At 36.3% G+C, this 14,767-nt stretch carries 11 protein-coding genes; 3 read left to right on the forward strand and 8 right to left on the reverse strand.

Annotation, left to right across the window (positions count from 1 at the left end):
• Window positions 1-124: 124 nt before the first annotated feature.
• Window positions 125-973 (reverse strand): polysaccharide deacetylase family protein, encoded by an 849-nt coding sequence (locus CLV00_RS04465; protein ID WP_099714004.1) that lies wholly within the window; start codon window positions 971-973, stop codon window positions 125-127.
• A gap of 14 nt (window positions 974-987) precedes the next feature.
• Window positions 988-2,013 (reverse strand): hypothetical protein, encoded by a 1,026-nt coding sequence (locus CLV00_RS04470; protein ID WP_099714005.1) that lies wholly within the window; start codon window positions 2,011-2,013, stop codon window positions 988-990.
• Window positions 2,014-2,320: 307 nt separating this feature from the next.
• Here CLV00_RS04470 and CLV00_RS04475 point away from each other — a divergent pair, with 307 nt between their 5' ends.
• The gene (locus CLV00_RS04475; RefSeq protein ID WP_099716233.1) at window positions 2,321-4,399 is read left to right on the forward strand and encodes a TonB-dependent receptor domain-containing protein; all 2,079 of its coding nucleotides are present in this window, start codon (window positions 2,321-2,323) and stop codon (window positions 4,397-4,399) included.
• Window positions 4,400-4,421: 22 nt separating this feature from the next.
• Here CLV00_RS04475 and CLV00_RS04480 read toward each other — a convergent pair whose 3' ends face one another.
• The 4 genes from CLV00_RS04480 to CLV00_RS04495 form a co-directional block, all read right to left on the reverse strand.
• Window positions 4,422-4,865: a cytochrome c gene (locus CLV00_RS04480; protein ID WP_099714006.1), complete on the reverse strand. Its 444-nt coding sequence runs from the start codon at window positions 4,863-4,865 to the stop codon at window positions 4,422-4,424.
• A 3-nt stretch (window positions 4,866-4,868) separates the two neighbouring features.
• Window positions 4,869-5,993, reverse strand: a complete 1,125-nt coding sequence (locus CLV00_RS04485; RefSeq protein ID WP_099714007.1) for a PQQ-dependent sugar dehydrogenase — start codon at window positions 5,991-5,993, stop codon at window positions 4,869-4,871.
• Between the two features lie 207 nt (window positions 5,994-6,200).
• A complete protein-coding gene (locus CLV00_RS04490) occupies window positions 6,201-8,531 on the reverse strand; it encodes a glycoside hydrolase family 3 N-terminal domain-containing protein (protein ID WP_099714008.1) in 2,331 nt (776 codons plus the stop codon).
• 324 nt (window positions 8,532-8,855) lie between these two features.
• A complete protein-coding gene (locus tag CLV00_RS04495; RefSeq protein WP_099714009.1) occupies window positions 8,856-9,596 on the reverse strand; it encodes a DUF1080 domain-containing protein in 741 nt (246 codons plus the stop codon).
• Between the two features lie 293 nt (window positions 9,597-9,889).
• Between CLV00_RS04495 and CLV00_RS04500 the strand changes: the two genes are divergently transcribed.
• Both CLV00_RS04500 and CLV00_RS04505 read left to right on the forward strand, forming a co-directional pair.
• Window positions 9,890-10,453: a Crp/Fnr family transcriptional regulator gene (locus tag CLV00_RS04500; RefSeq protein ID WP_099714010.1), complete on the forward strand. Its 564-nt coding sequence runs from the start codon at window positions 9,890-9,892 to the stop codon at window positions 10,451-10,453.
• 95 nt (window positions 10,454-10,548) lie between these two features.
• Window positions 10,549-11,616 (forward strand): SDR family oxidoreductase, encoded by a 1,068-nt coding sequence (locus tag CLV00_RS04505; RefSeq protein ID WP_099714011.1) that lies wholly within the window; start codon window positions 10,549-10,551, stop codon window positions 11,614-11,616.
• A gap of 108 nt (window positions 11,617-11,724) precedes the next feature.
• Here the strand turns inward: CLV00_RS04505 and CLV00_RS04510 are convergent, their stop codons facing one another.
• Together CLV00_RS04510 and CLV00_RS04515 are read right to left on the reverse strand one after the other, a co-directional pair.
• Window positions 11,725-12,117 (reverse strand): Dabb family protein, encoded by a 393-nt coding sequence (locus CLV00_RS04510; RefSeq protein ID WP_199074759.1) that lies wholly within the window; start codon window positions 12,115-12,117, stop codon window positions 11,725-11,727.
• A 147-nt stretch (window positions 12,118-12,264) separates the two neighbouring features.
• A complete protein-coding gene (locus CLV00_RS04515; RefSeq protein WP_099714012.1) occupies window positions 12,265-14,751 on the reverse strand; it encodes a TonB-dependent receptor domain-containing protein in 2,487 nt (828 codons plus the stop codon).
• Between the last annotated feature and the right edge of the window lie 16 nt (window positions 14,752-14,767).

Genomic DNA, 14,767 nt, shown 5'->3' on the forward strand with positions numbered 1-14,767 from the left:
GATTAAAGCAGGGGTGTAGAATTAAAAATAAAAAAGATTCAATTTATTTTTTGAACAAAAAAAATCTCAATTATTAAGATGATTTAATAATTGAGATTGTTTGTGTTTTTAAACAAATAGTGTTTTATGGATTTTTATTAAAGGAAGAATTAACAGCCTTCATCATTCCTTCAGTAGACCAAGTTCCAGAAACGATGATGCGTCTGATGGTGTACAATGGATCTACAGAATCCCTTTTGGTAGACAAGATATAGGCCATTTTATAATCGCTCTTTTTTATTTCAGGAATTGCCGCTGTATTCCATAAACCAAACGGATAGGCAAAATCTTTAACCGGTTTTCCTATTATATCTTCCAATTTTGCTTTTGGTTTTACCAATTGCGTATTCCAGTCATCTCCTGCATATTTTGTAACCATATGATGATCCCAAGTGTGCGCGCCTACAACATGCCCGTTGTCAGATAAGCTTTTAATTTGCTCTTTGCTCATATATCCGGGACGGTTAATAGAAACGGTCATGATAAAAAACACGCCTTTGAAACCGTATTTTTTCATTTCGGCAGCACCAATGCTGAATTGTTCTTCTCTCGTGTCATCAAAGGTTATCATAATAGGTTTTGCAGGCAATGGACCGTCATAGACTAAATAGTCATACAATTGTTCCGGCAAAATAGTTTCGTAACCTGCATCGGCCAAAGCTTTCATTTGTTCTGCAAAAGCGGGAGGTTTTACGGTGTACACTTTTATGTTTCCGCTCGCACTGGCGCTAAAATCCCTGATGTTATGATAACATAAAATGGGTACTTCTTTTTTTGAAAGAATAGTCGCTGCATCCGCCATGACTTTTTTGGTCACAACTTTTTTTACGGGTACTGCAATAAGTGGTGTTTCCGGGACTATTTTACGAGGTTCTGATTGACAGCCAACTAATATTATAAATGCACCAAAAATAAGACATAAGATATTTTTCATAAATCAAATAGTAATTATTGGTACTGAATGTAAATTGGTTTCGGAGTGAATTTCACTAACTCTTCCGGGCTGTACATTTTCCAATCCTTTTTGTTGTCATTTTTATAGAACAATTTAAAACCGGTAAACTGTACGGGCTCTCTATAAATATAACTCAGGTAAGTGGATTTTTTTAGAATTTTACTACCAAAACCATCCATATCCATTACAATTTGAACTTCAGGAACGGTTTTAATCGCTTTGTAATTTTTAACCATTCCTTGAGTAAAGCGGTGTATTACGAGCACTTTTGGAGTCAATTTGTTTTTGCGCACAATGTTTGCCAAAATATCAATTGCATCATTAATATCTTCAGCATTAAAACTACCAATTTTGGATCCTGGACGCTCTCCATTTTTCATCGAAAATTCAGGGTCAATTCCTAGATGAACATTTGGCAAAGCAAGATATTGTTCCAGTTGTTCCACTTCGTCCTTAACGGTACTGTGTCCTACTTGTACATCTAAAAAAACCAAGGCATTGATTGGTTTAGCCCAACTTATAATAGTGTCTATTTGTTTAAACGGCATTCGCATGCGGTGCATATTATTTTTTCCCGGAGCGCCTTGAGCGGTTACAGCAATGTAATGCAAAGCAGGAATTGCTTTCACAGTAGAGTCAGCTGCTTGCCATTTGGCGACTTCGCCTTGTAGTTTTGCCAGCATTTCTTTTCGGGGAAGTTCACCCAATATTCCCATTCTGGTAGAATATAGATTTCCGTAATACGCAATAATTCTATTGTACGGTAATAATGCGCCGGGCAAAGGATAGGGCGCTTTTACAGGCCATCTCCCGGTAGTGTCATTATTGCTTAATGCCACCATTCTTTTGTTATAGTCAACAGTATCAATGGTAAGGGTTGTCGTTTTTTCTGTAGTATCCGTTTTTACGGTATCTGATTTCTCTGTACCATTTACAGCATCAGCCGCTTTTCCTTTTTCACAAGAAATATTTAAAAGCAGTAAAGGAAGTGTAATAAATGCAATAGCTGATTTTTTCATAAATTAATTCTATTTATTTTCAATGTAAAGATAAAGTATTTTAGAAGTGTGATATCAATTATAATAGTGTTTCAACGGGCTATTTTTTATATAATTCACGGATTTTAATTTTTTTCAAACTACCCGAATTCGATCTTCAAGCTTCTTTCAATTTAATATTCAAACGGAATGTACATCAGTTAATTGTTTGGCTTTTAATTTTTATAAAAAGGCAGTTTACTTTTATCATAATTTCAGAATAGCTTTTGGGAAATACAAAGAAAAGGCTAACTTTATAAAAGTTTTTACTCATCTAAATACCAAACAATTGTTCAAAAAATTCCTTTCTTTTCTTCTTTTTTTATGCAGTGCCACTGCTATTTTTGGACAAATAAAAAAAGATACTATTGCACTTTCAGAAATCACTTTGAAAGGTTCGCCTATCAAAAATGTGCTTCAAAATGTTGCTTCCTCCGTTTCAGTGATTACTACAGCTGACATTAATAAAAGTGACGGAATTATATTGACTCCAATTTTAAACAAAATCCCTGGCGTTACGATGCAACAAGGCGCTTTCAATACCAACAGGATTACTATTCGTGGTATTGGCGCGCGATCTCAATACGGAACCAATAAAATAAAAGCCTATTTTGATGGGATTCCATTGAGTTCCGGTGAAGGCGAAACTACTATTGATGATATTGATTTGGCTTCAATCGAAAAAATAGAAATTATAAAAGGACCAAATTCCACCAGTTTTGGTTCCGGTTTGGGTGGAGTGATTCAGCTGTTTTCAAGAGAGACGCCTTTGCTGGAGTCGTTTGGAAAATCTACGGTCACTTTTGGGAGTTTTGGGTTGTTGCAACAACGTCTTTCTGCAGGATACAGTGATTCCAAAACGAATGTATTCACAAGTTATACTAATTTACAAAGTGACGGATTTAGAGCCAATAGTTCCTACAACAGAAAATCATTTAATCTCCACGGCAAACAAAAAATGGGTTCCAAGGGCAGTTTGTCATTTTTGGGAACATTCACTCGATTGAAAGCTTTTATTCCGAGTTCTATCAATGAAACGGATTTAAAAAACAATCCTGAAAAAGCAGCTGCTACTTGGGCTGCGGCACAAGGTTTTGAGTCGTATGATAAATTCATGCTCGGATTAGGGTACGACCATCAATTTTCTGAAAAATGGTCCATGCAAACCAGTGTTTTTTCTAATTTTAAAGACGCTTATGAGCCCAGACCTTTTGATATTTTGGATGAAAAAACAAGTGCTGCAGGTTTTCGTTCCAATGTGAATTATAAAGACCGATTGTTTTCTTTGCCGTTTGAACTGAGTTTGGGAACCGAATTATTAACGGAAAAGTATGCGTATTCGCTTTTTGAAAATTTGTACCAATCGCAACCGGGGCAAGGAAGTATAAAAGGCGACGAGTTCAGCGCTATCAAACAAAATCGGAATTACACCAACTACTTTTTACAAATGGAACTTTGGATTTCAGAAAAGCTACATATGGAAACCGGAGTGGCATTAAACACAACCAAATATTCGTTAGAAGATGTTTTCGAAAATAATTCTGGCGGTAAAAAGATGCCGTTTACATTTGGAAATGTTTGGTCGCCAAGAGTTGGTTTCTCGTATAAAATAAGCAATGGAAAAAACATATTTACATCCGTCAGCAAAGGATTTTCGGTTCCATCAGTTGCAGAAACATTAACTCCCGAAGGTCAAATAAACACCGATTTGAAACCAGAAATAGGTTGGAATTATGAATTGGGATTCAAAGGGAATTGGCTTAAAAATAAAGTATACACCGAAGTAACTTTTTATACCACACAAATTCAAAATTTATTGGTGGCACGTCGTACTGACAATGATCAATTTGTAGGGATTAATGCGGGTAGCAGTTCGCATACGGGTTTAGAATTCTTGGTTAATTATACACTTTTAGAACTGACCCAACTTCAAATTAAGCCTTATTTTTCAGGTGCGGTGAATAATTTTAAATTTAAAGAATTCTTGGATGGTGATGCTGATTATTCGGGAAACCAACTTACGGGCGTTCCCGAAAAGCAATTTAATTTTGGAGTGGATTTGAACACCAAAAATGGATTTAGTGTAAACACGTCTTTCCGAACGATGGGTAAAATTCCGTTAAATGATTCCAATACAAAATACAGTGAGCGGTATTCGTTGCTCGATATTAAAACGACGTATGTTTTTACGATTCTTAAAATCCTAAAAACAGAGCTGAATGCCGGAGTCAATAACGCATTGGACACCAAATATGCGGCTAATATTTTGCCTAACGCAGTTGGTTTTGGAAATGCTGCTCCACGTTATTTTTACCCCGGAAATCCCGTAAATTTTTATGGTGGTTTTTCGGTATCGTATGTTTTTTAGATAGAAATCCTAAGCCTGAATTTTATTTTTTAATGGCTGCGACTTCTTTCTCAGTAACGATTTTGGTTTGTTTATTGCTCCAAGAAGTCATGATGTAATTCATGACATCAGCAACTTCCTGATCCGTAAGTCCCATGGCTGGCATGCTGCTATTGTACTTGATTTTATTGACAACAATTTCGCCACTTTGTCCAAATTTCACAGCAGCAATACTTTGATTTCTTTTGGTTTTCAACCAGTCAGAACCATCAAGAGGAGGGAAGTTCTTAGTATCTCCTTTGCCATTTGCGCCATGACATTGCATGCAAAAATCAGCATAGATTTCCTTTCCGGGTGACTGAAATTTTGAAACAACAGCGGTTTCTTTATTCAATTCAATATAGTTGTCTTGGGAAAATGGGTTTTCAAAAGAGAAGCTTCCCAATATAAACACTCCAAATCCTAAAAATAATTTCGTTGTCAACATAATTTAATTTGGTATAATTTTGAGTATTCCTTTTCCTTCAACGCCCATATAAATATAGCCATCCGGACCTTGCACCACATTACGCACACGACCAATATCGGTTGCAATTTTTTGTCTGCCTATAACTTCATTGCCTTTCAATTTTAGCAATTCAAGATATTGGAATTTTAAAGAACCAACCAATAAATGTCCTTTCCAGTCTGGATACTTATCACCGGTCACAAAAGTCATTCCACTTGGAGCGATAGAAGGCAACCAATAATAAATAGGTTTTTCAATACCTGGTTTTTCGTTTTCTTTACTAATGGTTGTTCCGTCATAATCGATTCCATAAGTAACAATAGGCCATCCGTAATTGACTCCTTTTTTTATGATGTTGATTTCATCGCCACCCTGAGGACCGTGTTCATGTGCCCAAATTGCTCCTGTTACGGGGTTTTTTGCCATTCCTTGCGGGTTGCGATTCCCATAAGTGTAAATAGCTTCTTTGGCTCCGGGCTGACCGACAAACGGATTGTCTTTAGGAATGCTTCCGTCGTCATTTAAACGGTATATTTTTCCACCATCGCGTTTAATGTCTTGCGGATTTACAAAATGTTCGCCACGCTCACCAACAGAGAAATACAAATAACCATCGTTGTCAAATACAATTCGGGAACCAAAATGCTGTCCTTTTGTAGTGTTGGGCGTAGCTTTATAAAGCGATTCGATTTGTGTCAGACTTCCGTCCAATAATTTTGCTCGAATAAGTTTAGTGTTACCGCCGGTACCTTCACCTTCATCGGAAGCATACGTCATATAAATCCAACCATTTTTAGCATAATCAGGATGTAAAACGATATCTAACAATCCGCCTTGTCCACGAGAATATACTTTGGGAACATTTTTGATTTCGGTTTTTATACCGTTTTTGATATGATACAGAATACCACTTTTTTCCGTAACTAACATTGTTCCGTCTGGCAACCAAGTCATTCCCCACGGAATTGCAATATCTGAAGCTACGGTTTCAATGGTATAATTTTTCACCTCGTCTTTTATAGAAATATCATTTGGCTTTACTTGTGCTTCGCAACTGAAAGAGAGAAATGAAAGAATCGAGAGGGAGACTATTATTATTTTTTTCATGAGTATAATTTTTAATCTTTTAAAGAAAGAAATCTTTTTTAAAGGTAGTAAAAGCGGATTTAAAAAGACAAATAAGTCTTTAATTTTGCGTAGAATTAACAAAACAAAGCGATTGGATCTCTTTTTTATCGTCAGAATTCAAATTCAAATTTGGAATTGGACATAAAAAAACCACCTAAATAGCTAGGTGGTTTAAATATAATTTGTTTATTTCTTGACGCTGTATTTTGCAGTTCTGGCATCTTTGATTACCCCTTTCCAGTTTAATCCAAAACCAAAATCATACACATTTCCAGTAGCATCTTTATAGGGTGTCATGTCGTGAGGAACGTCTTCCATTTGTTTTTCAACGGTAGTCATATTCAACGGCATTTGTAAAGGCAACAATCCGGAAGGTTCTGTTTTACCCGAAACAATATCCAATAAAGCTTCTACTTGTACGCCAAATTCTCCCACGATTGCATCGACTTCTTTTTCAAATTCTCCAAAAACCATCGGATTAGAAATATTCACAGATACCAATACCGGTTTTCCATTCATCGCTTTCTTCGTTTCCAGAATGGTGTTTAAATCTGGGTACGAATTTGATTTTGACGTTTTATTCAAATACGAACGGTTGGTAATCGTTGGGTCAATTACAGGATCTCCGGCAGCAATACTTTGTGCTCTGGCATCGACTGCGGTATAATCTTTTAATTGCAAACTAATGGGCACATATCCATTTCCACCAGCTTCTCTATCGGCTCTGCTGTATCCGCCACTTATCGGACTTTTGATAAATACGATGGCAAAATCCGCTTTATTTGGGTCATCGGTTACCGTATAATATTTTTTAATCAATTCTAGATTAACTGGATATTCAATTTTTTCTGGTGATGGTTGTCCAAAAAAGTTGATTCCTGCCGGAGTAACTCTTTTTGGGATGTATACCGTCTTACCTTTTGCAATTGGCAACGTTTTATTTTGGTTTTTAATCATCACAACCGACTTCAATTGCGCGTCATAACCTGCTTTCATAAAATCAGGTTTTCCCACAATAGCTTTGGTCTCGTTAGGATCTAAATAGGAGTTTTCGAACAATCCCACTCTGAAAATATTCAAAAGCAAACGAACTGCTGATTGCTCAAAACGCTTGCGCATAAATGATTCTCCGTGTTCTTTTATACCCATTTGATATGCTTCCAGCACTGGATTGATATCATTATTTCCGCCAAATTGATCCACACCCGCCATTAGGACTTTATAATGTCTTTCGGCAACACTTAATTTTTCAACACCCCAAGATTTTCCTGAAAAGATATCTGGCTTAGCGCCTTCATCTGCAGTAATTAACCAATCGGTGCAAACGACTCCATCATACCCGTATTTGTCTCTTAACAAATCTGTAATAATGTATTTACTGAATCCGTTACCCACATTCTCACCGTATTTTTTATCCTGACCATACGAAATAGTGTAATACGGCATGACTGCTGAGGCTTTTTTAGTAGCTCCTTTTAACTGAAAAGCACCATCGGTAAAGGGTTTTAAGTGGGTTTCGAAATTATTTCCCGGATATACTGCAAATTTTCCATATGCAAAATGTCCATCACGACCTCCTTCTTCCGGACCACCACTTGGCCAGTGCTTAATCATCGCATTGACACTTTGATTTCCCCATCCTTCATACGCATTAATCGATTTTGGTGATGTTTGAAACCCATCTACATACGCTCTTGCCATATCAGTCGCAAGTTTTGGGTCTTCGCCAAAAGTACCCACAAAACGATTCCACCTTGGTTCTGTTGCTAAATCAATCTGTGGCGATAGCGCTGTGGTGATTCCCATGGCTCTGTATTCTTTGGCAGCAATTGCACCAAATTGTTCCGTGATAGCGGCATCAAAAGTAGCAGCTAATCCTAGTTCTTCCGGCCATTGTGATATAGCTCCACCGGAACCTGCATTGTATTCGGCATCTTTATTAGCTCCATTTCTTGGATCAGAACTGTTGTTGGAAGGGATGCCCATTCCAATACCTTCCACTAATGCTTGTATATTATTATTCCATGTTGCAGCAACTACTGGACTTTCAACAGATGTCATTAGTACATGGCGTAAATTGTCTTTTGTTAAAAATGCAATTTGCTGATCAGACAAATCAGATGATTTTGCACCACTTTTAGAAAATGGTTTTTCATTATAGGTTCCAGTAAACATTCCTGCTTCCTGAGCTGGAATAGCTTGATGCCTGCTGTATAACATTAACCCGGCCATTTGTTCTACCGTCATTTTAGAGGCAAGATCTTTGGCACGTTCTGCTACCGGTTTTCTCCAATCTTCATAAATATCTAACTTCCCATTTTTGTTGAGGTCTTTAAAAGCCAAGCCGTCTGCTTGTATAATTTTAATTCCTGATTTTGGAGAATATCCTAATGTTTGTCCTCCTTGGTTTTGAACAATGTTATGGGAGTTTTTAGGTGTTTCTGTCCATTTTTTTTGGGCATACGTTTGCGTTCCAACAAGTAAAAGTAACGCAGGTAATACAATTCTTTTTTTCATATCTTGATTCTTGTTTTTGGTAATTAAATAGCTAAATTATAGTGGTTTATATTTTGTAATCTTGTTTTTAAAAGGCAAAATTGTAATTGACACTCTTTTTTGTTTCCGTTAAATTTACGAAAACGATTTCAAATATAATAAATAATGTGTCACATCAACACAATGATATAAAAAAACATTGTTAAAATACAGCTATAACTGACTCAAAATATAGGTTTTACGATGGTTATAATAAGTAAAAGGCATTTTGATTATGAGACAAAAACAAAAAAGACCATCAATACCGATAGTCTTTTACGTATTATTTTCTATAATTATGAATGCTTACTCCAACTCTTTTATTTTGATATTTCTTAAAGATACTCCATTTGCCCAATCCTGAAATGCAATTTTACCGCTAGTTGCTTTTCCAAAAGACGGAAATTTTCCCAAATTACTTTCTGCAACTAACTCCTTCCAACGACTGCTCTTCATATCTTCCTGACCCGTTAAAACACCATTTAACCAAAATGTAATTTGGCCATTTTGTTGAAGGATTCGAGAAGTATTCCATTCACCAAATTTTTTTGACTGTACTTTATTTTTTAATGGAGACAAACTATAAATACAACCGGATAAGCGCTTTCCATCTTTCAAATTATGGCTTGAGGCATTTGCATTATCCAATAGTTGGTATTCAGGACCAGTTGTCCAGGCTGTTGGAAACTCGGCTGCTTCCTGAACATTGATAAATACACCGCTATTTCCCCCTTTGGTAATCTTCCACTCAAAAGTCAAATCATAATTATCATAGGCTTTATCTGAAACCAGATCTCCACGAACAACTTTTTCTGTATTTGGGTCACATACCAATTCTCCTCCTGCAGCTGACCAAGCCGATTGGATATTTCCTTCATTGTAAAGGTGCCATCCTTTGGTTGTTTTTCCGTCAAAAAGCAGTGCCCAACCCTCTTTGCTTTCTTCTTCTGTCAGCGTATTTTGATTTTCTATTTTCTGGGAATGGGACAGCAAACTTATTGAACACAATAAAATAGCAGACCAAACGGAGAGATTGTTTTGTTTCATTCTTTTACCTTAAAATTTATTTATAAAATTGATATTCTCTTTTCAAAACTGCTTTTTGGAAAAACAACTTAAAAAAACCATTTCCAAATATAAAAAAATAATGCTTCGTTAAAACACAAAGAATATTTAAAACAGTATAAGTTTTTTTAGAACTCATTAAAAACAAACCTTTTAAAGGTAGATTTTACTTTTTAATGAAATCTGATGGTTTTCGAATTATGCCGAATTAAAAGGAAGCCTTTAAATCATTCTTTTTTAATCGTATTTTTATCCGTGTAATAATAAAAGGCGGTATGGAAGAAATTTTAAGAAGACAAATTGAGAAAATTGTACCATTAACAGATGATGAATTTCAATTGGTGCTCTCTCACTTTTCTGTTGGTAAGTATAAAAAACATCAATACATTGTCCAACAGGAAAATCCTGTTCCGTATGTTCATTTTGTTGTAAAAGGGCTGTTGAAATCTTTTTATATAGACAAATCAGGTAAAAGCCATATTTTGCAATTCGCCATGGAAGATTGGTGGATAACGGATAATCAGGGTTTTTATAATAACCAGAATGCCACACTCAATATTGACTGCTTAGAAGATGCACAAACCTATTACATTACTCTTGATGATAGAGAAAAGCTGTGTGCCGAGTTGCAGAAAATGGAATTCTTCTTTTTGCAAAAAATGACAGCTGGTAATATTGCGCTTCAAAACCGAATTCTATCACTGATGAGTAAGAATTCAGAGGAACGATACACGCAATTTATCCAGTTATATCCAGATTTGATTCACCGCATTCCTAAAACTTTGATAGCATCTTATCTTGGTATTTCAAGAGAAACATTGAGTCGCTTGTCGCATTGATGTGATATAGGTCACAAGTTTTCTGTGAGGTATGTCCTTTATAATCCATAGAATGTTTTCGAATTTTGTACTTCATAAAATTTTAAAATAGAATTATGGAAAATATAGCGTTAGTCGTTGGAGCGACCGGAATAACGGGTAGCAATCTCGCAGAAAAACTTATTGCCAAAGGCTGGACGACTTTCGGTTTAGCCAGAAACCCAAGAAAAGACATAGAAAACCTTCAGCCAGTTGCTGCAGATCTTTTGGATTTGGAGAATTTAAAAATAGCTTTAAAAGATATTTCTCCCACACACATTTACATCACAAGTTGGATGCGTCAGGACTCTGAAGCCGAAAACATACGCGTGAACAGCTTAATGGTCAGAAATCTTCTTGAAGCATTATCGTCTAAAAATTCAGTGCAACACGTAGCGCTTGTTACAGGACTGAAACATTATCTTGGGCCGTTTGAGGCTTACGCCAAAGAAGGATTTTTGCCTGAAACTCCACTTAGGGAAGAGCAACCGCGTCTTGAAATAGAGAATTTTTATTATGCTCAAGAAGATGAAGTGTATGCCGCTGCAGCGCGAGATAGTTTTACATGGAGCATTCACCGCCCGCATACGGTTATAGGAAAAGCGGTAGGCAACTTAATGAATCTGGGCACTACGCTTGCAGTATATGCCAGCATTTGTAAAGAAACAGGAAAGCCATTTCAGTGGCCGGGTTCGGCAGCACAGTGGAATGGACTTTCAGATGTTACGGATGCCAGAGTATTGGCAGAACATTTAATATGGGCTTCCACTACAGAAGCGGCTCGTAACGAAGCATTCAATGTAGTAAATGGAGATTTTTTTCGTTGGAAATGGCTTTGGAAAAAAATAGCAGCATCATTCGGGATTGAAGCAATAGGGTACGATGGCACGATTCATCCACTAGAAGAACAAATGAAAAATGAAGCTCCGGTTTGGAAAAACATTGCCGTTCAATATGCGCTTGAAGAGTCTGATTTAAACAAGTTGGCTTCTCCGTGGCATACTGATCTTGACTTAGGGCGACCAATTGAAGTCATGACGGATATGTCTAAAAGTCGTAAACTCGGATTTCCTGTTTTTCAAAGAACGGAAGATTCCTTTTACGATTTGTTTGAACAGCTTCGTATGGACCGATTAATTCCGTAGTTGTCGAAACTAAAGTAGTGCGCATAAAAAAGGGTTTCAATATTTATTTCTTGAAACCCTTTTTAGTTTTGTTTTTCTTGTGTTGGCAACAGCCAACACCTTCAATATTTATACATCTATAGCATCATAAACCACTACTTTTTCCCATAAATGAGAACAGTTCTTTATAAAATCCTGATGAATAGGATGGTCCTGATATATTTTTTGTCCGGCTTCATCATCAAAAAACATCAGCTCTGAAACATCCCAAGAAGTGTCTACAACTTCCCGTTTCTCGGTCGAAGCTAAAACGCCCACGTGAATTTGACGAATCGTTGGAATTCCCGCCAAAGTTTTCAAACCAGTAATCAATTGTTGTCTATCAGCTTCTGATTGTGGGTTCTTTAACCAAAAAAATACATGGTGCAACAAGAATTTTTTCTTTGGACGCATTGCAAAGCCCATAATACCTGCAACTCCAAATAAAGCTGCGGAACCTATAAATCTTCTTCGTATCATCATTAATTTATTTTTAATAAGGTAAATATCGAAATTTTAAAAATATAAAAGAAAAATAACTCTTTTTATTTGTTTGAATAGCCTTGCATAAAAAAAGGTTTCAAGATACTCTCTTGAAACCTTTTGGAATAGTATTCTATTTCTACAGTCTTATTTTATGGCAGGCATACCACCTTGATTGTTTTGATCTCCTTCTTTAAGGTCATCATTATTAACCCCTTTCTTTTTAGCGCCAGTGAAATTCATTGAACCAAAATTATAACTGAATGTAACTCCAAAAGAACGAATTGGAAATTTAAAAGTACTGCTTTGGCTGAAGCCTTGTCCACTTGAATTTTGTTTAAATTCTAAATCCTTTTTGAATGGCGATACCATGTTCAATCCAAAGGATGCTGTTTTTTTCCACAATTGTTTTTTAACTCCAAAAACCATTAAATTAAAAGCTGGACTGGTGCCTTGCAGCGTTTTCTTAGAAGAATTTTGGATTACAAAAGCTTCCGCAGAAATGTCATTTTTAAATTGAAGTGTCCCACTCACGAACGCAGAATATTGTATCGATGTACCATTCGAAGATTGTTCCAGGTTGTATAATCCTGTTGGATCTGGTTTGTAGGTAAAGGCATTAAAATTTCCACGTAAAGTCAATATTTTAAATGGATTTACAGAACCGAAAAGACTCATTCCAAACGATTTATTGTTTCCAATATTTTGATAATTAGTGATTGTTCCTGTCTCGTCTGACAAAGGTGTTGCAATACCTTCAATTAAGTCTGATGTATATTTATAATAGGCCGAAATATTCAGCGTGCGCTTTTGCGAAAATGTGGAATATCCAAATTCTACAGTTTGTGAAACTTCAGGATCAAGGGTTGGATTTCCTTGAGTTTGTGCTTGAATATTTGATTTATTAATAAATGGGTTGAGGTACGTAAAGCTTGGTCTCGAAATACGTTTGCTGTACGTTAATTTTAAAGAGGATGATTCTGATAATGCTTTCTGTACTGTAAAACTTGGGATAAATGTCCCATAGTCAATTTTGAATGGACTTAAATCGGTTTGCAATGCATTTGTAGGATCACCTTTGATAGCTGTGTTTTCAAAACGCGCACCTGCCATTACAGTAAAACCTTTAGGCAAATTAACCGTTCCTACTGTATAAAGCGACGCAACATCCTGATCGTAATTGTATAAATTAGAACTGATTGGGTCAAACACAAATGCATTTTGTGCATCAGGAACATAATTTTGAAAATCACTCGAAATCTTTCTGATGATGGTTTTACCGCCAGCTTCCAGTTTAAATTTTTCAGTTACCGGCAAGGTGTAATCCAATTGAAGCGTGTATTCATCATTATTTCCGTCATTATTTGCTTTTTGATTGGTATAAAAACCGGAGTAGATATTTTGATAATTAGTCTCCACTATATTGTGACTCCATTGTGATGAAAAGGTAAGTTCGTGTCCTTCCTTTGCAAATTTATGTGCATAATTCAGGTTCCAGTCAAATCCTCCAAAAGAGTTTTTTGCGCTGCTTTGTCCCGTATAAACAGTACTGTTTGAAGGATTCATATAATCAGTAAACTGATTTTCATTCGTACCTGTTCGTTCAAATCCTCCGTCATTATATCTAAAGGTTGTGCTTAAACTGTTGAAAGCATTAAAGTCATATCCTGCCGTTACAGATGCTACTACGCCACTACGTTGCACTTCATTGGTACCTTTGGTCGTTTGTAAACTGTTGGCAGTACTATTGTTCAAAATTTGATTCGATTCGGAATCGGATTCTTGTGGCCAGCCGTTGTTGAATCCAACATTTGCCGAAAGGCTAAAACGATTTTTGTTATAATTAATGTTGGCATTAAGGTTATTTTGTCTCGTCCCAATACCACCACTTACGGATCCACTCACTCCTGAAACACTTTTTTGTTTGGTGATAATGTTTATGATTCCGGCAGATCCTTCGGCATCATATTTTGCAGATGGCGAAGTAACCACTTCGATATTTTTGATTTGGTCAGCCGGTATTGTTTTCAAAACATCCGCAAGGTTGGCAGAAGTTGCTCCCGATGGTTTTCCGTTGATAAGCACACGTACATTTGCATCTCCACGAATGGATACATTGCCGTCAATATCTACATTTACCATAGGAACTTTTTGCAAAACATCTGTAGCATTACCGCCACCTGCCGTCAAATCTTTTTCTACGTTATAAACAATTTTATCAATCTTGTTTGTTACTTGTTGCGTTTTTCCAACCACGACAACTTCTTTCAACGTGTTTGTTTCCGGACTTAGAATTACTTTCCCAATCTCAAGATCCAGTTTTGCATCTGTTGTAATTATGGATGTAATAGTTTTGTCATTGTAGCCAATAAACGAAATGGTGACAGTATAGGTTCCAGCTTCAACTTCACTCAATTTGAAATTTCCGGTAGCATCGGTCAAAACGCCTGTCACTGGTTTCGTTGAGTTAATTTTGAAAAGGCTTACCGAAGCATAATCTACCGGTGCCTGAGTTATCGAATCAATTACGGTACCAGAAATTTTTCCTTTTAAGCTGTTCGTTCCAGTAAAATTTTGGGATTTTACAGATAAAATAGCAAAAAGCATTACGGTAATAAGGATGATTTTTTTCATTTCAAGATATTTTAAG

It is taken from the genome of Flavobacterium sp. 11 (genome assembly GCF_002754315.1).
GTDB lineage: Bacteria > Bacteroidota > Bacteroidia > Flavobacteriales > Flavobacteriaceae > Flavobacterium > Flavobacterium algoritolerans.

What these genes read in the sequence shown, in the direction of transcription:
- CLV00_RS04465 (WP_099714004.1), bottom strand. Translation starts at nt 973, where the DNA reads ATGAAAAATATCTTATGTCTTATTTTTGGTGCATTTATAATATTAGTT.
- CLV00_RS04470 (WP_099714005.1), bottom strand. Translation starts at nt 2,013, where the DNA reads ATGAAAAAATCAGCTATTGCATTTATTACACTTCCTTTACTGCTTTTA.
- CLV00_RS04480 (WP_099714006.1), bottom strand. Translation starts at nt 4,865, where the DNA reads ATGTTGACAACGAAATTATTTTTAGGATTTGGAGTGTTTATATTGGGA.
- CLV00_RS04485 (WP_099714007.1), bottom strand. Translation starts at nt 5,993, where the DNA reads ATGAAAAAAATAATAATAGTCTCCCTCTCGATTCTTTCATTTCTCTCT.
- CLV00_RS04490 (WP_099714008.1), bottom strand. Translation starts at nt 8,531, where the DNA reads ATGAAAAAAAGAATTGTATTACCTGCGTTACTTTTACTTGTTGGAACG.
- CLV00_RS04495 (WP_099714009.1), bottom strand. Translation starts at nt 9,596, where the DNA reads ATGAAACAAAACAATCTCTCCGTTTGGTCTGCTATTTTATTGTGTTCA.
- CLV00_RS04500 (WP_099714010.1), top strand. Translation starts at nt 9,890, where the DNA reads ATGGAAGAAATTTTAAGAAGACAAATTGAGAAAATTGTACCATTAACA.
- CLV00_RS04505 (WP_099714011.1), top strand. Translation starts at nt 10,549, where the DNA reads ATGGAAAATATAGCGTTAGTCGTTGGAGCGACCGGAATAACGGGTAGC.
- CLV00_RS04510 (WP_199074759.1), bottom strand. Translation starts at nt 12,117, where the DNA reads ATGATGATACGAAGAAGATTTATAGGTTCCGCAGCTTTATTTGGAGTT.
- CLV00_RS04515 (WP_099714012.1), bottom strand. Translation starts at nt 14,751, where the DNA reads ATGAAAAAAATCATCCTTATTACCGTAATGCTTTTTGCTATTTTATCT.